The 17,558-nt window shown below is 70.6% G+C and carries 15 protein-coding genes; 6 read left to right on the plus strand and 9 right to left on the minus strand.

Going from position 1 to position 17,558, the window contains the following annotated elements; genetic code table 11:
• Complete coding sequence (locus CYJ26_RS03890; protein WP_006548961.1) at positions 1–831, plus strand: nucleotidyltransferase family protein; 831 nt, start codon at positions 1–3, stop codon at positions 829–831.
• Positions 828–2,075 carry a galactokinase family protein gene (locus CYJ26_RS03895; protein WP_034236812.1) on the plus strand — a complete coding sequence of 416 codons (1,248 nt, stop codon included), beginning with the start codon at positions 828–830 and terminating at the stop codon, positions 2,073–2,075. The genes CYJ26_RS03890 and CYJ26_RS03895 overlap by 4 nt, the downstream gene beginning before the upstream one ends.
• 158 nt (positions 2,076–2,233) lie before the next feature.
• Here the strand turns inward: CYJ26_RS03895 and CYJ26_RS03900 are convergent, their stop codons facing one another.
• Together CYJ26_RS03900 and CYJ26_RS03905 are read right to left on the minus strand one after the other, a co-directional pair.
• A complete protein-coding gene (locus tag CYJ26_RS03900) occupies positions 2,234–3,802 on the minus strand; it encodes a Mur ligase family protein (RefSeq protein WP_052039876.1) in 1,569 nt (522 codons plus the stop codon).
• 87 nt (positions 3,803–3,889) lie between these two features.
• Positions 3,890–5,308: an arginine deiminase gene (locus tag CYJ26_RS03905; RefSeq protein ID WP_239668753.1), complete on the minus strand. Its 1,419-nt coding sequence runs from the start codon at positions 5,306–5,308 to the stop codon at positions 3,890–3,892.
• A gap of 79 nt (positions 5,309–5,387) precedes the next feature.
• Between CYJ26_RS03905 and CYJ26_RS03910 the strand changes: the two genes are divergently transcribed.
• Positions 5,388–6,563, plus strand: a complete 1,176-nt coding sequence (locus CYJ26_RS03910; RefSeq protein WP_006548956.1) for a 1,4-dihydroxy-2-naphthoyl-CoA synthase — start codon at positions 5,388–5,390, stop codon at positions 6,561–6,563.
• Between the two features lie 177 nt (positions 6,564–6,740).
• Positions 6,741–7,328 carry a YagU family protein gene (locus CYJ26_RS03915; RefSeq protein WP_101637979.1) on the plus strand — a complete coding sequence of 196 codons (588 nt, stop codon included), beginning with the start codon at positions 6,741–6,743 and terminating at the stop codon, positions 7,326–7,328.
• A 222-nt stretch (positions 7,329–7,550) separates the two neighbouring features.
• On the opposite strand, the gene CYJ26_RS03920 is transcribed toward CYJ26_RS03915, so the two are convergent.
• Both CYJ26_RS03920 and CYJ26_RS11125 read right to left on the minus strand, forming a co-directional pair.
• Positions 7,551–8,450: a 1,4-dihydroxy-2-naphthoate polyprenyltransferase gene (locus CYJ26_RS03920; RefSeq protein ID WP_006548954.1), complete on the minus strand. Its 900-nt coding sequence runs from the start codon at positions 8,448–8,450 to the stop codon at positions 7,551–7,553.
• A 185-nt stretch (positions 8,451–8,635) separates the two neighbouring features.
• Complete coding sequence (locus tag CYJ26_RS11125) at positions 8,636–10,087, minus strand: AMP-binding enzyme (RefSeq protein WP_276327959.1); 1,452 nt, start codon at positions 10,085–10,087, stop codon at positions 8,636–8,638.
• A 152-nt stretch (positions 10,088–10,239) separates the two neighbouring features.
• Between CYJ26_RS11125 and CYJ26_RS03935 the strand changes: the two genes are divergently transcribed.
• Entirely contained in the window at positions 10,240–10,707 is a 468-nt protein-coding gene (locus tag CYJ26_RS03935; RefSeq protein ID WP_006548952.1) for a PLD nuclease N-terminal domain-containing protein, read from the plus strand.
• A gap of 756 nt (positions 10,708–11,463) precedes the next feature.
• Here the strand turns inward: CYJ26_RS03935 and CYJ26_RS03940 are convergent.
• On the minus strand, positions 11,464–12,267 hold the full coding sequence (locus tag CYJ26_RS03940; protein ID WP_101637981.1) for a hypothetical protein: 804 nt from the start codon (positions 12,265–12,267) through the stop codon (positions 11,464–11,466).
• Positions 12,264–12,950, minus strand: a complete 687-nt coding sequence (locus CYJ26_RS03945) for a histidine phosphatase family protein (RefSeq protein ID WP_034236801.1) — start codon at positions 12,948–12,950, stop codon at positions 12,264–12,266. Before CYJ26_RS03945 ends, CYJ26_RS03940 begins: the two co-directional genes overlap by 4 nt.
• A gap of 73 nt (positions 12,951–13,023) precedes the next feature.
• On the opposite strand from CYJ26_RS03945, the gene dapD reads away from it, so the two are divergent.
• Entirely contained in the window at positions 13,024–14,007 is a 984-nt protein-coding gene (dapD, locus tag CYJ26_RS03950; RefSeq protein ID WP_006548949.1) for a 2,3,4,5-tetrahydropyridine-2,6-dicarboxylate N-succinyltransferase, read from the plus strand.
• Between the two features lie 121 nt (positions 14,008–14,128).
• Here the strand turns inward: dapD and CYJ26_RS03955 are convergent, their stop codons facing one another.
• The 3 genes from CYJ26_RS03955 to fdxA all read right to left on the minus strand — a co-directional run bounded on the left by CYJ26_RS03955 (position 14,129) and on the right by fdxA (position 17,386).
• Positions 14,129–15,541 carry a citrate synthase gene (locus CYJ26_RS03955; protein WP_006548948.1) on the minus strand — a complete coding sequence of 471 codons (1,413 nt, stop codon included), beginning with the start codon at positions 15,539–15,541 and terminating at the stop codon, positions 14,129–14,131.
• Between the two features lie 161 nt (positions 15,542–15,702).
• Entirely contained in the window at positions 15,703–16,917 is a 1,215-nt protein-coding gene (gene dapC, locus CYJ26_RS03960) for a succinyldiaminopimelate transaminase (protein WP_006548946.1), read from the minus strand.
• 115 nt (positions 16,918–17,032) lie between these two features.
• Positions 17,033–17,386 (minus strand): ferredoxin, encoded by a 354-nt coding sequence (gene fdxA, locus CYJ26_RS03965; RefSeq protein ID WP_006548945.1) that lies wholly within the window; start codon positions 17,384–17,386, stop codon positions 17,033–17,035.
• Between the last annotated feature and the right edge of the window lie 172 nt (positions 17,387–17,558).

The raw sequence follows: 17,558 nt of genomic DNA on the forward strand, positions 1-17,558 counted from the left end.
ATGACTGAGGCTCACACCACCCCTGCCACGCAGGTACGCACCGCCGTCGTCCTGGCACGCGGTCTCGGCACCCGCATGCGCGCCGAGACCGGCGCCCAGGCCGCTCTCTCCCCCGCCCAGGCCGCCGCGGCCGCCAGCGGTTACAAGGCCCTCATGCCCATCGGCGAGCACCTGCTCGTCGACTACAGCCTGTCCGCCCTGGCCGACGCCGGGATCAGCCGGGTCGTGCTCGTCGTCGGCCCCGAGCACGAGGCCTTCGACGCCCACATCGCTGACCTCGCCCCCATGCGGCTGAGCATCGAGCTGGCCGTCCAGAGCGAGCCTCGAGGCACCGCCGACGCCGTCGCCTGCGCCGAGCAGGTGGTGGGTGAGGAGCCCTTCCTCATGGTCAACGGGGACAACTACTACCCGACCCACGGACTGCGGGCCCTGGCCGAGCACGAGGGCAACGCCCTGCTCGGATTCGACCGGGCCGCACTGGTGGCGGGCTCCAACATCCCGGCTGAGCGGGTGGCGGCCTTCGCCCTGGTGCGCGAGGCCGACGGGCTGCTGACCGAGATCGTGGAGAAGCCCGCCCCCGAGGTGGTCGATGCCGCCGGCGAGCACGCACTGGTGTCCATGAACGCCTTCGTCTTCACCCCCGAGATCTTCCAGGCCTGCTCCCGGATCGCCCCCTCGCCCCGCGGCGAGCTGGAGATCGTCGACGCCGTGCGGGCCCTGGCCAGCCCGGTCAGCGTCCTGCCCGTCCAGGGCGCGGTCCTGGACCTCTCGCGCCGCGAGGACGTCGCTGACGTCCAAGCGCGCCTGGCGCACGCGGAGGTGGCACTGTGAGCGCAGTCGGTACACGCGGCGCCTGGCGGGTGCCCGGCCGCATCGAGTTCCTCGGCAAGCACACCGACTACGCCGGCGGGAACGTGCTGGTCGGCGCCGTGGACCGGGGCGTGAGCGCCGTGGCCGAGCAGGTCGACGGCGCAGCGGGCTTCCTCTCAGCCACCACCACGGCCGGGGGCGAGCCCGTCAGCCTGCAGGCAGGCATGGACCACGGCCTTGCGGCCGGTCACTGGGGACGCTACCTGCAGACGGTGCTCGACCGCCTGACGGCGAACTTCGGGCCCAGCGTGCCCGCGCACCTGACCATCACCTCCGACCTACCCCCCGCCTCGGGGATGAGCTCCTCCTCTGCCCTCATCTGCGCCAGCGCCCTGGCTCTGGCCGACCTCAACGGCTGGAGCTCCACCGAGCTGTGGAGACGCAACATCCCCGACCGCCTGTCCCTGGCCGGGTACCTCGCCGGGGTCGAGGCGGGGCGCCCGTGGCGCGAGCTGCTGGGCGCCGAGGGCGTGGGCACCCAGGGTGGCTCCGAGGACCACACGGGCATGCTCTGCGGTGAGGCCGACACCCTCCTGCTGGCCCGCTTCGCCCCCATGGAGATCCGCGAGCGCGTCGCCTTCCCCGAGGACTGGGCCATCGTCGTCGGCGTCAGCGGCGTGCTGGCGGAGAAGACGGGAGCGGCCCTGGCCAACTACAACCGTGGCCCGCTCACGCTGCGCTCGGTCCTGGCCCGGTGGAATAAGTCCACCGGGCGCCAGGACGCCTTCCTGGCCTCGGCCGTGGCCTGCCTCATCGGCGAGGCCACCGGCGAGGAGGCGGCCGGGTCGCCCGAGCTGCACCGCCTGCTCGACCTGACTGAGCCGGGCTACGAGCGTGGCCGCGTGGAGCAGTTCCTCATCGAGTCCCTCGTCCTGGTACCGGCCGGGGCCCAGGCGGTGGCCGCCGGCGACGCCGGCGCCGTCGGCGAGGTCCTCGCTCGCTCCCACGCGCTGGCGGACTCCCGGCTGCTCAACCAGGTCCCGGCGACCAACGCCATGGTGTCCCTGGCCCGCGACCTCGGGGCGATCGGCGCCAGCGCCTTCGGAGCCGGCTGGGGTGGCTCGGTCTACGCCGTCGTCCCGGCTCCGGGCGCCGAGGACTTTGCCACGGCCTGGCTGGAGCGTTACCAGCGCGAGGCCGGTGGCCCGGCCGCGGCGACGACGATCGTCACCCGGCCAGGCGCCAGCGCCAGCCGCCTGGGCTGAGCCGCGGCCTGGCAGTAGCGGGGGCGGGGTGAGGAGCCTTTGGCTACCATCCGCGTCGCTCGTTCCTCGCGCCGCTCCCGCCAGACCCGCCACGCCTGCAGGCCCATCACCCCGCCCCCACTCAGACCTCACCGCCGTCTGGCGAGGGCTTGGGCGGCTCAGCCCAGCAGCCGGCGCAGCACGACGGCGTCGCCCTCGTAGGGCTGCTTGACGCCGTTGACGACGTTGTAAACCTCGTCGCCCTTACCGATGACGAGGATGACGTTGCGTCGTCCCGGGTACTCACGTGCCTGGGCCACGGCCGCCTCGATGGCCTTGGCCCGGGGCATGACGATCTGGGTGGAGGCCTCGGTGTCCGTGACGTAGCCGCGCATCTGGCGGGCGATCTGGGTGGCGTTCTCCCGGTCCTGATCGTCCTCGGTGAAGATGAAGGAGTCCACGCGTCCATTGGCGGCGGTGACAATGCCCTGGCGTCGGTTGACCGCCTTGCCCCCGGTCGAGCCTGACACCAGGATGATCCGCGGGTTCTCACGACCGTAGACCCGTTCGACCTCGTCGAGCAGGGAGGAGGTCGACAGGTGGTTGTGCGCGAAGTCGACATAGCCGACCACGCCGTCAGCGCTCACGAGCCGCTCCATCCGCCCCGAGACCTGAACCTGCTCAAGCGCGCGCAGCTGCGGGGAGCCGGCAGGTGATCCCAGGGACAGGGCCACGGCGACTGCTGCTGCGGCGTTGTCCTGGTTGAAGGCGCCGGCCAGGCGCAGCCGCATCGGCTGGTCAGCGGAGCCGGCGACCTCCTGACCGTGGTAGCGCAGGGTGAAGCCCTCGCCCTCCTGGGTGAGGATGAGGTCCCCGTCCTCACGCGAGACGGTGAGCGTCCTCGCCCCTGCCAGCCGCGCCTCCTCGGTCAGCAGGCCGTGATAGTCCGTGTCCGCGTTGAGCACGAGCTGCCTGCTGTGACGGATGAGCTCACGCTTGCAGAAGAAGTAATCCTCAAAGGTGGGGTGCTCGACGAGACTGATGTGGTCCTGACCGATGTTGAGGAAGACCCCCACGTCAAAGGTGAGGCCGAAGACCCGCTTGAGCTTGTAGGCCTGGGAGGAGACCTCCATGACCAGGTGCGTCATGCCAGCGTCCAGGGCCTGGCGCATCATGCGCAGGGAGTCAGCTGACTCGGGGGTCGTGAGCACCGCGGGAGTGAAGGTCCGCCCGTCCAGGCACAGGTGATTAGAGGAGAACATCGCGCTGCGCCCACCGGTGACCTGGCTCAGGACCGCGTGGACCAGGTGCGCCGTTGTCGTCTTGCCCTTGGTCCCCGTGATCCCGACGATGGTCAGCTCGCGCTCCGGGTGACCGTAGAGCTCGGCGGCCAGGAGGCTCATCGCCTCCAGGGCGTCAGTGACGATAAGGCCGGGGCAGGTGGTCAGCGAGCTGTACTCCCGCTCAGCGACGTAGGCCACCATGCCCTGCTCCTGGGCCGGGAGGAGGTAGTCCTCCTTGAAGCGGCCCTTGACCACGAGCAGCGCTCCCGGGGTGATCATCCGGGTGTCATAGACCACCGAGCTCAGCCAGAGCTCGGGCAGGTGATCGGGGTCCACGAACCACCCGTCGGTGGTGACGACCTCGCGCAGGATCCCCGCCTCATAGAGAACCCGGGCAGCCTGGGCCAGGCTCAGCTGCCGCTGGTCAGCGCCAGTGTGCTCAGCTCCGCCACCAGTGTGTCTCACGTGTCCTCCTGGCCTGGGTCCGCAGTATCCGCGGGCGAGCCTATGCCGTGGTCACTACCCGTCCCAAGCCGAGCGCCAGCAGGTGCGTCACACCGGGTCGCGGGTGACGGGGCAGGTCATGCAGTGGGCGCCGCCCCGCCCCCGCACGAGCTCGACCCCCGGGGTCTCCAGCACCTCGACGCCGGCACGGCGCAGGACGTCGTTGGCGGCCTGGTTGTGGGCATAGCCGATGACCCGTCCAGGAGCCAGGGCGACGACGTTGCATGAGTCGCGCGCCAGCTCGCGCAGCGCCTCGGCCTCGTCCGACATGTCCGGGCTGATGACGGTGAAGGAGTCGATCCCCGCGGCCCTGGCCAGGACCCTGTCCATCTCGGCGCCGTCATGGACCGTCACCCGCAGCGAGGAGCGGCCGGCGCTGCGCGCCTTGGTGGAGCCGTGGCTGGCCCCTGGCTCGATCTCGACGGTGGTGACCTCCTTGAAGCCCTCGAAGCGCAGGTAGGTGTCCGGGGCGACCATCGTCATGAGGGTGTCCAGGTGCATGACGGCGTCCAGCTCGGTGTAGAAGGCACGGTCGGGCATGTGCACGCCGATGACCCGGTCAGCCACGCCGTCGTCAAAGAGCCTAGTGGCCAGGCGCTCGACCCCAGCGGCGCTGGAGCGGTGGGACAGGCCGATCACGAGGCTGCGGTTGCCCAGGACCTGGAAGTCACCACCCTCGACCGTGGCCATCGAGGCCCCGTGCTCCTCGCTCCACAACAGGCCACGCCCGGCGAAGGCTGGGTGGTAGCGGTAGACGGCCTCATAGTTGACCGCCTCGCGGCGCCGGGGAGCCAGGGCCATGGTGTTGACGTGCTTGCCCCCGTAGAGCCAGGCCGAGGTGTCGCGGGTGAACAGGTGGTTGGGCAGCGGGGTGATGACGAACTGGCCCTCCAGGGTGGACAGGAAGGTGGTGTCGAACAGCGTGCGCGCATCCGCGGGGCTGAGTCTCTCGCGCAGCTCGGCGCGCGTGATGCCGGCCAGCAGCACCTCGGCCAGCTCAGCGTCAGGCAGGGACTGGAGGAAGTCTGTGAGGACCTGCGAGGTGGATACACCCACAGTCTGGGGACCGACTGTCTGCGCAAGGACGAGCTCGCGGGCCTGCGGGTAGGCCAGGGACTCGGTCAGCAGCTCGCGGAAGTCGTGGACGAGGACGCCCTCGGCCCGCAGGATCGCAGTCAGGGCGTCGTGCTCAGCCTGGGCCCGGTCGATATTGAGGGCGTCGTCGAAGAGAAGGGAGGGGGCGTTGATCGGCGTCAGGCGCGCGATCTCGCAACCTGGACGGTGGACGATCACCTCGCGCAGGCGCCCGGTCTCGGAGTCGACCCGGCCACCGCCGTCGCGCACGGGGATGAAGGAACGGTCCTTCCCCGCGCTGCGCCCACCAGCCAGGTCGGCTGGGACGGCGCCGTGACGGTCGTCCTGGTGCGGGCCGCCAGCAGGCCCGTGCGCGTCCTTGTGCTGCCCCATGCCCACAGGGTATCGAGGCCGCCTCCTGCGCGAGGGCCTTTGCCAGCCGCAGCCGCGCCCCTGACCTAGGCTGTGGCGCATGAGCGAGTCCTTCCCCGTGCCTGCGCGCGTGTCCGAGATCTTCGATCCCTCCCGCTGGCGTGAGGTCGAGGGCTTCCGTCACGCCCACCACCCTGCCGGCGCCCCGGGCGAGCCTGGCCCTTCGGCCAGCCACGACGTCGTCCTGACTGACGTCACCTACCACCGCGGCTGCCAGCGCGATGCCTCCGGCCGCTGGCTGCGTGACCTCCCCGTGGTGCGGGTGGCGATTGACCGCCCCGAGCTGCGCAACGCCTTCCGGCCGCGCACAGTCGATGAGCTCTACCGCGTGCTCGACCACGCGAGGATGAGCGGTGACGTGGGCGCCGTCATCCTCACCGGCAACGGCCCCTCCCCCAAGGACGGGGGCTGGGGCTTTAGCTCCGGCGGGGACCAGCGCATCCGCGGCCGCGACGGCTACCATTACGAGAGGAGCGACGACGCGCCGGGGGCTGGTGAGCGCGAGACTCACCCAGGCGACGGCGTCGATCCTGGCTCGGTCTCGGACGCTGTCCCCGCCTCAGCCTCCGTCCCCGCCTCAGCCTCCGTCCCCGCCTCAGGTGACCAGGACTCCCACGACGCCGAGGTGGCTGCACGCCAGGCTCGTATCGACGCCGCGCGGGCGGGCCGGCTGCACATCCTGGAGGTCCAGCGGCTCATTCGCACCATGCCCAAGGTCGTCATCGCGGCGGTCTCAGGGTGGGCCGCAGGCGGCGGGCACTCCCTCAACGTGGTGTGCGACCTGTCCATCGCCTCGCGCGAGCACGCGCGCTTCAAGCAGACCGACGCCAACGTCGGCTCCTTCGACGCCGGCTACGGCTCGGCGCTTCTGGCTCGCCAGGTGGGGGACAAACGGGCGCGAGAGATCTTCTTCCTCGCCCGTACCTATGACGCAGTGGAGGCTGAGCGCTGGGGCGTGGTCAACGAGGTGGTGGACCACGCCGCACTGGAGGACAAGGCGCTGGAGTACGCCGCGATTGTGGCCAGCAAGTCTCCCCAGGCCATCCGGATGCTCAAGCTCGCCTTCAACCTGGCCGACGACGGCCTGGCGGGCCAGCAGGTCTTCGCCGGAGAGGCGACGCGCCTGGCCTATATGACCGACGAGGCGGTTGAGGGCCGTGACGCCTTCCTCCAGCGCCGCGAGCCGGACTGGTCGGCCTTCCCCTACTACTTCTAGGGCGCCCCCCTTATGACTAACGATTGACATATCTCACGCACGCCTCACGTGGACGCCGCGGGCCGGCAGTGTCATGGTGGTAACGACCACGAGGGCGTGCGCCCGACGGTCTCCCGGCCCGCCGGTGGCGCCCTCCTTCCCCAGACGGCGCCGCCGTCCCGTGCCCGGAGGTCTCCCATGCCCACCTGGATCACCCGCCTGCTCGGCTCAACCGAGCCCAACCGCCGTCGTCTCGGAACGGCCGCGCTCGTCGGCCTGATCGGCGGCGTCTTCTCCGCCATCGTCAAGTTCGGCTGGGAGGTTCCCTTCCCGCCCCGCACCCCTGGGCTGCGCTCGGACACCAACCCGCCCCAGGCCATGCTGGAGTGGTTCGGCATGAGCCCGGAGACCTCGCACGCGACGGTCACCTTCTCCAACAACCCGCTGCCGATCTACTCCTTCATCGTCCACTTCAGCTTCGCAATCGTCTTCGGCCTCATCTACTGCATCGCCGCGGAGTACTTCCCCAAGATCAAGCTGTGGCAGGGCGCCGTCTTCGGCATCTCCGTCTACGTCTTCGCCCACGTGATCTTCATGCCGATCATGGGCTGGGCCCCCAACCCCTTCCCGTGGATCGAGGGCGCTCAGACCTGGTCCGAGCACTTCTCTGAGTTCTTCGGCCACATCGTGTGGATGTGGTCCATCGAGATCGTGCGACGCGACCTGCGCAACCGCATCACCCACGAGCCTGACGCCGAGGTCGCCCTGGAGGCGGCCACTCACTGACCCATCAGGGGCCGGGCGGCAGCGCAGGCCTGTCCTCGGGGCTGCCGCCCGGCTGAGCCCACCCGCCACCGCACAGCACACGAGCCGGTGGGCGCACTGTCGGCGTCAGCACACCCACCACTGTGGCAGCGTGCTTCGCTAGTTAAAGCGTGCTTCGAACTCGTGGCAGCATGTTTTCAGCTGCTAGAAGCACGCCGCCTTGCTGTGAGCGCGCGAGACCGGTCAGGCCGCGGTCACGGCCAGCAGGCCCAGCGCCATGACGACGCCGTAGACGAGCTCGTACAGACCAGCGTCCCGCAGTGCCGGAATGAGGGCACGCCCCTGCGCGCCGCCGCGCACGGGGAGGCTCACACGATGGGCCGCGAGCGCTAGCACCGCCGCCACGACGATCAGTATGAGCGCTCCTCCCAGCGCATTGCCGTCCCGGCTCTCGCTCCAGCGCGCCCAGGTCAGCGCCGCGATCCCCAGCAGGACGGGCAGGCGCACCATGAGGACAAAGGCCGAGCGCGCCCGCGCCTGGCCCAGGCGCACGGCCAGGGTCCGCTTGCCGTGAGCCGGGTCAGTGTTGATGTCACGCAGGTTGTTGACCATGAGCAGCGAGCAGGCGATGAGGCCGATGCCGCAGGCAGACAGCCAGACCCACCCTGGCACCAGGCCACCCTGGACGTAGACGGTCCCGCTGGTGGCCACCAGTCCGAAGAAGACGAAGACGAAAACCTCGCCCAGCCCGGCGTAGCCGTAGGGGTGGGAGCCTCCGGTATAGAACCAGGCCGCCGCCACCGCCGCGATACCGACCCCGACCAGCCACCACTGGCCAGACAGTGCCAGCAGGGCCAGGCCGAGTAGGCCCGCCAGGGCGAAGCAGCCGAAGGCGGCGTACTTGACCACAGCCGGACGTACCTGGCCAGAGGCAGTCAGACGCGGTGGGCCGGTGCGATCGTCGTCGGTGCCCCGCACGCCGTCGGAGTAGTCATTGGCCAGGTTCGAGCCGATCTGGAGGGCCAGGGCCACGCCGCCAGCCAGGAGCGTGCGCGGCAGGGAGAAGGTTCCCAGCGCCCCCGCGGCTCCCGCCCCGAGGATGACCGGCGCCAGGGCTGCCGGGAGAGTACGCAGCCGCACCACCTCGGCCCAGCTCGTAGCGCGCGGGCCCTCCGCCTCCGGCGCACTGGGGCGCGACGTGGACGGGGGAACAGGACCATCGTAAGCGGACACGCTTCTCCTTCAGACTAGGGCCCCACGAGCCTACCGCGGAAGCGCCCAGAGACTGAGACGAGCCCCGGACTGGGATACCTGCCAGGCGTCCTGACCTACCCCACCAGGCGCGCGCGGGCCAGGGCAGCCACCGCCCGCCGGTCGACCTTGCCCGGGCCCCGCTCGGCAAGCCGGTCGACGACCAGGACGTGCTTGGGCGCGTGGGCGCCGTCGAGCCTGGCACGCGCAGCCGCCCGCAGGCCCTCAGCATCGAGGGACTGGCCGGGGCTCGCCACGACCACGGCGACCACGGCAGCGCCCCACTGGGCGTCAGGCACGGCGACGACGCAGCACTGGGCGACCCCCGCCAGGCGGGCTACCACTTCCTCCACCACCCGCGGCTCCACCTTGACGCCGCCGGTGACGATGACGTCATCCAGGCGTCCCAGCACCGTCAGGACGCCGTCGTCGAGCCTGCCCCGGTCCGAGGTCAGCAGCTCGGCCCGACCGTCCAGGCCAGGGCGAAGCAGCGAGGACCCCTCCCAGCAGGCCTCGGCCAGGACCGGACCGGCCAGGACGATCCGGCCGACGCCGTCGCCATCAGGGTCCAGCAGGCGCACGCTGACCCCGTCCAGCGGCCGGCCGTCATAGACGCAGCCACCACCGGTCTCGCTCATGCCGTAGGTGCGCACCACCCTCAGCCCCGCCGAGAGCGCACGCTCATACAGGGCAGGATCCGTGGCCGCTCCTCCCACGAGGACGGCCGCCGCACGGGCCAGGGCAGCCACGGCACGCGGGTCCTCCAGGCAGCGCAGCAGCTGGGTGGGGACGAGCGAGGTGTAGACCGGCGCCGGTCCGCGCTGGCTGAGAACCTCCTCCAGCCCCTCAGCCAGCGCCTGGGTGCTGAAACCCGCGTGAGTGTCGACGACGACGGGCGGGTACCCGGCCAGGGCAGAGCGCACGAGCACCTGCAGGCCGGCCACATGATGCGCCGGCAGGGCCAGGACCCAGCGGCCTGGGCCGTCCAGGCGCGCGTAGGTTGCCCGCGCCGAGGAGATCAGGGCGGCGACGCTCATGGCCACGAGGCTTCCTCTGCCGCTGGAGGAGCCGGAGGTTCGCAGGATGAGGTCGGCGCTCGGTGGCACGCCCTGCGCCTGCACGCGCTCCAGGCGCTCGCGCAGTGCGGCGCGGTCCTCCCCCGGGGCCACGGGGACGAGGAGGGTCGAGGGCGCGCTCGGCTGAGAGGGCGAGGCCGCCGGTGCGCCGTGGCCCTCGGCGTCGTCAGAGGTACGCCGAGTGTCCGCGCTGCCGGGCGCCGTGGCCGGGAGCGACGTAGCCAGGAGCGAGGAGATCGCCTGGAAGAGCTCGGCTACCTGCGCCGGCGAGGTCCCACCTGGGACCATGTGGATCCGGGTACCGCCGGGGAGTGCGCTGCCGCGAGCTCGCGGGGAGTCAGAGGGCGCGGGGTCGGGGGCGCCCGGGAAGGTGGCGCCCGGGAAGGTGGCGCCCGGGAAGGTGACGCCCGGGAAGGTGACGCCCGGGAAGGTGGGGCGCAGGGGATCAGACACGGCACCAGGGTGGCACACCTGGCTGCTTGCGCACTCCGCTCGTGGAGCCTGGCGGCCCTCCGGCGCTGGCCGTGGATCCTGGCTACCCACCGGCTCGGCCATAGAGCCTGGCGGCCCGCTGGCCTGCCCGGCTTCTACTAGGGTGGGGCCCCATGAAGGCGCTCCTCCCGGTCCTCGCGCTGGCACTGACCCTGTACGCGCTCATCGACTGCGCGCGCACACCTGATGAGGACATGCCTGCCCGAATGCCCAAGATGATGTGGATCATCCTCATCGTCATGGTGGCCGTCGTTGGTCCGGTGGCCTGGATCATCGTCAGTCGGGTCAAGGCAGCCGAGGAGCGAGGCGGCTACGTCGAGCCCACCGTCTGGTCCTCTCAGGAGGGCACCTCCTTCAGACGTCCCCAGCGTCCGCGTCCCGCCGCCCCGGATGACGACCCGGAGTTCCTACGCCGCCTGGACGAGGATCTGCGCCGCCAGCGCCATGACGCCGACTCCGGCTCACAGGGCGCAACGACGCAGGACCACCAAGGCGGTTCCCAGGGCTCCTCCGAGGACGAGTCAAACCCGCCTGGTGGCGAGGGCGATCAGGGCGAGGACACGCGGGGCCACGAGCGCTAGGCGAAGGCGATCTCTCCCCGGTGAGGTGAGACGGTGAAGGCGCTGGTCTGGGGATCGCAAGGGTAGGTCGTTCTCGCCTGTCTGCGTCGGTGTCCGGTCACGTGAGCCGGTGCCAGGACGCAGTGCCCGCGCTCGCTCCCCCATCACGCCGGCCGGCCCAGACTGCACTGGCGTGGCCCCGCCGATCGCTATCCCATCCCGCCCTCCGCTCTCCTTCCGCACCACCCGCTACCCCATTCCGCCCATCGCTACCCCGCAGCGCAGCCAGGCCCCACTTCCACCGCTACCCCATTCCGCCCTCCGCTATCCGTCCACGCCCTCCGCTACCCCGCAGCACGCGCCACGGGATAGCGACGGTGACCAAGAGATAGCGACAGCCACGAAGGGGTAGCGAAAGACCCCGCTTGGCAGCAGGGTCCGCAAGAAGACAGCAGCCAGTCCCCAAGGCGAGGGTGGTGAAGACGGGCGCAGAGCTGGAGGCAGGGGAAGAAAAGCGGAGAAGGAAGAGGAAACACGGACCGGCAGTCACAAGGCCAGAGCGCAGAGCCGGAGCGCGGGCGATATGGCGAAGGAAGAGAGGGAAGACATGGGCCCGGCACAGGGCTGTGGACCAGGGCCAGGCCCAGGGCCGGGAGCGTGGGAGAAGCGGAGAGGAAAAGAGAAGGGAACGAGAGGAGGGAAAGGAGGGACAAGCGAGGGAGGACGCGAGAAAGACAGGCCGGGGGAAGACCGAGGACGGCCTGGAGCAGAGAACCGTCAGGGGCGCAGGGCGGGCGGCGTGTAGCGAGGCCAGGCGCTGGTGTCGACGTCATAGCCGTAGGCGGCCGCGTGCAGGAACCAGTCCCCGGGCAGCCAGGTGCGTCCGAGCACCTGGGGGTGATCAGGCATATAACGCGCCGCCCACAGGATGAGGATGAGCTCGGCCCACTGCGCCCGCAGCTTCCATCGCGCCGATCCGGAGGCATTGGCCGCCGCCATGACGATCTCCCCCGTAGCAGTGAGCTGCACCTCCTGCACGTCGCGGTAGGCGATCGGCATGATCCCCTCCCCCGTTCCCAGGTAGATGCCGTGGGTCGAGACCGTCAGGCGCGCGTCTGCCAGGTGCCGCCAGCGCTCGACGGCATCCGCCTGCGCCGCCTTCTTGCGCCGGGAATTGAGATAGGCCTGACCGCCGAAGAAGGCCGCCGTCAGCGCCAGGCCCACGGGCCCACCAGCCAGGAAGAAACCGCGCGAGGGGTTGTAGGTGGCGTCCCCCCGACGCCACATAAGCATCTCAGCGTCGCAGGTCGCCAGCATGACCTCGTCACCGGCGAAGGCTCGGCGCACCGGGTCGACGACGGGCGAGACCGGGTTAGGACGCCGGCCCGCGCACAGCGCCGTGAGCACGCCCGCGGTGTTCCACCACACGAAGTCCTGCCCCGTCCAGGGACGGCGCGGAGCAGGCCGGGGCCTGCCCGCCGATCCCGAGACTGACGCTGAGGCCGAGGAACGCTCCAGACTGGAGGCGGAGGCCGGGACGACCTCGCCACCAGGCTCCTGCGGCACCGGCCCCTGGGTCACGCCCGGGCCTCCTGGCCGATCTTCGCCGCCGCCGCTGAGGACCCAGGAACCATGTCCTCAGCCCGCCGCAGCAGGTCGCCGGCCGGTTCCCAGTAGGACAGCCCCACCAGGGTGGCACCGTCGAAGGTCAGGGAGGTCAGTGAGGCCAGGGAGCACTGGCGCTTCCTGGGGTCGTGAAGCAGCGGCCGCCCCTCCAGCCACAGGCGCGTAGCCCACACCGGCAGCTGGTGTGACACCAGCAGGGCCTCGTGACCCTCGAAGCGTGTGCGCGCCTCACGCACGGCGGCCGTCATGCGGGCCACGAGCTCGGTATAGGGCTCTCCCCACGAGGGTCGCGCAGGGTTGAGGTAGTAGCGCCAGTGCTCAGGGCGGGCCAGGACCCACCGGTTGCGGTTGACGGCCACACCCTCGAAGTGGTTGTCCGCCTCAATAAGGCGCTCGTCCGTGTCCGCCTGCAGACCGAAGGCAGCAGCAGTGGGCGCTCCGGTCTCGACCGCACGCTCCAGCGGGGACGTGACCACGCCGGCAATGTCATGGCCGGCGGCGGACAGCACATCCGCCACCTGGGCCGCCATCTCCCGGCCGAGGTCTGACAGGTGGTAGCCCGGCATGCGCCCGTACAGGACGCCCTCGGGGTTGTGGACCTCACCGTGTCGCATGAGGTGAATCGTGGTGCGCGCCATGACGCGATTCTCGCACGATCAGATCTCAGGAAAGGATCCGCAGACGGGACCTGAGTCCCCTATCCTGTGATCCATGACAACTCGCAGCGCTTGGGGCCTCGGCCTGGCCACCGTGACCGACGACGGACACACCCTCGACGTGTGGTACCCGAAGCCGATCCTGGGAGACGAGCCTGAGGACGGCGACGCCGACCTCCTGGCTCGCCTGACCGCGATGGAGGCACGCGACGAAGCCCGCGGCGTCCACACCACCGTTGTACGCACCTGGGCGGACCTGGATGACGCCCCTCAGACGGTCGCCGGTGCCTACCTGCGCCTGCACGTCCTGTCCCACCGCCTGGCCCGCCCCAACACCGTCAACCTCGACGGCATCTTCTCCCGCCTGCCCTCGGTGGTGTGGACCTCCGCCGGCCCCTGCGCCACCGAGGACTTCGAGACCACGCGGATGCGCCTGCGCGCCAAGCTCGGCCACCCCGTCCAGATCAACTCCGTGGACAAGTTCCCCCGCATGACCGACTACGTCCTGCCCTCGGGCGTGCGCATCGGTGACGCCGCCAAGGTCCGCCTGGGCGCGTACCTGTCCGAGGGCACCACCGTCATGCACGCCGGCTTCGTCAACTACAACGCCGGGACCCTGGGCCGCTCCATGGTCGAAGGCCGCGTCTCCCAGGGCGTGGTCATCGGCGACGGCTCGGACGTGGGTGGCGGTGCCTCCACCATGGGCATGCTCTCCGGCGGCGGTCGTCAGCGCGTAGCCCTGGGCGAGCGCTGCCTGCTGGGTGCCAACTCCGGCCTCGGCATCCCGTTGGGCGACGACTGCGTGGTCGAGGCGGGCCTGTACCTGACGGCCGGTACCAAGGTCTCCCTGCTGCCTTCGGGCGGCGTGGTCCCGGGTGCTCACGGCCTGTTCAAGGAGCCGCGAGTCATCTCCGCCCGTGAGCTGGCCGGGGCCTCCAACGTGCTCTTCCGCCGCAACTCCCAGTCCGGCGCCGTCGAGGCGCTGGCGCGCGGCGGCAAGGGTATCGAGCTCAACCCGGAGCTGCACTCGCGTCAGTAGGAGCACGGCAGGAGCCGTACCCTCAACGCCGCCGGCCAAGCCACTGGCCGCGCTGGAAGGTGTGACGACGACGGCGCAGGCCCGCTCCGCCGTCGTCACACCTTCCAGCGCGCAGCCTGTCTCACACCCGCGCGACGCGGTCCAGGCTGGGCACGCCGTCGCGGAAGGCCGGGTACTCCTTGGCCTCGCGCTCGCGGCGGTGCATGGCGACGTAGTGGCGCTCAGCCTCACCGGTGTAGACCTGGCGCGGGCGGCCGATGCGCTTGGCCGGGTCGGAGATCATCTCGCGGTACTGGGCGATCCAGCCCGGCAGGCGGCCCAGCGCGAACAGCGGGGTGAACATCTTGGTCGGGAAGCCCATGGCCTGGTAGATGAGCCCGGTGTAGAAGTCGACGTTGGGGTAGAGCTTTCGGGAGACGAAGTACTCGTCGTGCAGAGCGACCTCCTCCAGCTCCATGGCGATCTCCAGCTTGCGGTCCCCCTCGCCCGAGCCCAGGCGGGACAGGACGTCGTGGGCGGCCTCCTTGACCAGGGCCGCGCGAGGGTCGTAGTTCTTGTAGACCCGGTGGCCGAATCCCATGAGCCGGACCCCGTCCTCCTTGTCCTTGACCTTGCGCACGAACTCAGCCGTGGTCATCCCCTCACGCTGGATCATGTCCAGCATGCGCAGCACGGCCTCGTTCGCCCCACCGTGCAGCGGCCCGGACAGGGCACCGATGCCAGCGGCCACGGAGGCGTACATATTGGCGTCGGCCGAGCCCACCAGGCGCACGGTCGAGGTGGAGCAGTTCTGCTCGTGGTCGGCGTGGAGGATGAGCAGCATGTCCAGGGCCCGCACCACGGCCGGGTCGATCTCGTAGGACTGGTAGGGCATGCCGAAGGTCATGTGGAGGAAGTCGTCGACGTAGCCGCGCTTGGGGTCGGGGTAGAGCAGCGGCAGTCCGATGGCCCGCCGGGCGATGTAGGAGACCATCGTCGGCATCTTGCTCAGCAGCAGGACCGTGGCGAGCTCGCGCTCGTAGGGGTCGTGCGGGTTGAGGGTGTCCTCGTAGTAGGTGGCCAGGCCGGAGATCCCTGCCTGCAAGATCGCCATGGGGTGGCCGGAGGAGGGGAAGGAGGTGAAGAAGGAGCGGAAGTCCTCGTGCAGGAGGCGGTGACGCGAGATCCGCCGCTCAAAGCGCTCATAGGTCTGGGCGTCAGGCAACTCTCCGTTGATGAGCAGGTAGGCCACCTCCAGGAAGGTGGAGGACTTGGCCAGCTCGTCGATCGGGTAGCCGCGGTAGCGCAGGATGCCCGCACCGCCATCGATATAGGTGATGTCCGAGGTGCACGAGGCGGTGTTGGTGAAGCCCGGGTCCAGGGTCACCAGGCCGGTCGCACCCAGGAGCCTGCCGACGGCGAGGCCGTCCGAGCCCTCTGTGGCGTGGACGCGGGGCAGCTCCAGGCTCGTGTCCTCGACGGTGAGGACACCCGGCCCGTCAGCCTCGGACAGGTCGACGGCGGAGCCGGTAGTGGGGGCGTTCTGCTCAGTCATGATGACTCCTTGCGGATGGAGGCGCGGACCCGGGCAGCTCGTACTGCCACGCGGCACCCGCTGGGGCCTAGGTCCTGTTCCGTAGGCCACTTTAATGGCTTCGAGACGACGGCGGGGCTCGAGCACACCTTGAGAACCGCCGTGCACAGAAGAAGAGAGGGCTAGCGGAACAGCTCCGTGCTCCGCAGACGCTGGCAGGCAGCGGCCACGCGCTCGTCAGTGTCCGTCAGGCTCATGCGCACGCGTCCGGCTCCGGCCTCACCGTAGAAGTCGCCCGGGGCGACGACGATGCCCAGCTCCGCGAAGGCCCCCACCAGGTCGAAGGCGCTCACGGAGGCAGGCCCGGCGAGCCAGAGGTAGAGCCCGGCCACCGAGGCAGGGTCATTGACGAGCCCGGCCACGCTGGTCGCCTCGACCAAGGCCTCACGCCGAGCCCGGTAGGTCTCGCGCTGCGCCTCGACGTGCGCGTCGTCCGCCAACACCGCCGTCATCGCCGCCTGCACCGGCGTGGGCACCAACAGGCCAGAATGCTTGCGCACCTGGGTCACCGCCCCCACCAGCACCGGGTCACCAGCGAGGAAGGCCGCGCGGTACCCGGCCAGGTTAGACTGCTTGGAGGTGGAGTAGAGAGTGAGCAGCCCGTGCAGGTCAGGGCCGCCGTCGCAGCGCCGTCCCGTCACCCGCGGGTCCAGCAGGCTCGGGACCCCGGTCGAGGCCCAGGGCTCGCTCCAGGCCAGCTCGGCGTAGCACTCGTCCGAGGCGACGACGGCGCCGCGCTCACGCGCCCAGGCCACGATCCGCGCGAGCTGGTCGACGGACAGGACGTGCCCGTCCGGGTTGCCCGGGCTGTTGAGCCACACGAGCGCCACGCGGCCGCCCTCGGCCCCTTCCGGAAGCTGCCAGGTGGCCGGGTCAGCGTCCGTATCCACCGGCACCGGGGTGGCGCCGGCCAGGCGAGCGCCGACGTCATAGGTCGGGTAGGCAGCGCGGGGGTGGAGCACGAGGTCACCGGGACGCACGCCCAGCTGCAGGGGCAGGAACGCCACGCTCTCCTTGGAGCCGATGGTCGGGATGACGGCGTCATGGGTCAGTCCCTGGACGCCCCGCCGTCGCGCCATCCAGCCGATGATGGCCTCGCGCACCTGCGGGGTACCGATCGCCGTCGGGTAGCCCGGGGCGTCAGCGGCGCCAGCCAGCGCCTGACGCGCCAGCTGGGGCGTGGGGTCCACCGGGGTGCCGACGGCGAGGTCAACGACGCCGTCCGGGTGCTGGGCCGCACGGGCTCGGTAGGCAGTCAGGGAGTCCCAGGGGAAGTCCGGCAGGGCAAGGGGGCGAGGCAGGAGCCGGGAAGCGTCAGGCGTGTGGACCTCAGTCATGCCGCGATCCTGCCACAGGGCGCAGCCTGGGGCTCCGGGCGCCCGCAGCTCAAGAAGTCATGCGGCCACCTGGCGACCAGCCCGTCAGCGCGCTCGCAGGGCGGTGGCCGAGCGGTCAGGCCAAGCCGTGCTCGGCCTTGTACTCCTCGTTCTGAGGCGGCAGCGCGGCGATCATCGGGTCGTCATAGGGCAGGGCGCCGGTCTTCTGGGCGCCGCCGGGCGAGCCGAGGTCCTTGAGGGAGAAGAAGTCGATGTTGGCGCGGGTGTAGTCGCTCCACTCCTCGGGGACGTCGTCCTCGTAGAAGATCGCCTCGGTGGGGCACACCGGCTCGCAGGCTCCGCAATCCACGCACTCGTCGGCGTTGATGTAGAGGCTGCGCTCCCCCTCATAGATGCAGTCGACGGGGCACTCGTCAACGCAGGCGCGGTCCTTGACGTCGACGCATGGCTGGGCGATCACGTAAGTCATCAGGCAGTGTCCTTCGTGTCCTTCTCAGGTGGAGCGCCCGGGTGGCGCGCGTGTCTGGTGCCAGTATTAACCTCTGGGCGCCGGCACCCAAGGAGGCGGCGTCCTGACGGCGAGGCTACGGCACCCGCGCCGGCGACCGGCCCGGTATTTCGCAAGCCGCGGCTCGCCGATC

The sequence above is a fragment of the Actinomyces urogenitalis genome (assembly GCF_002861525.1).
Classification (GTDB): Bacteria; Actinomycetota; Actinomycetes; order Actinomycetales; family Actinomycetaceae; genus Actinomyces; species Actinomyces urogenitalis.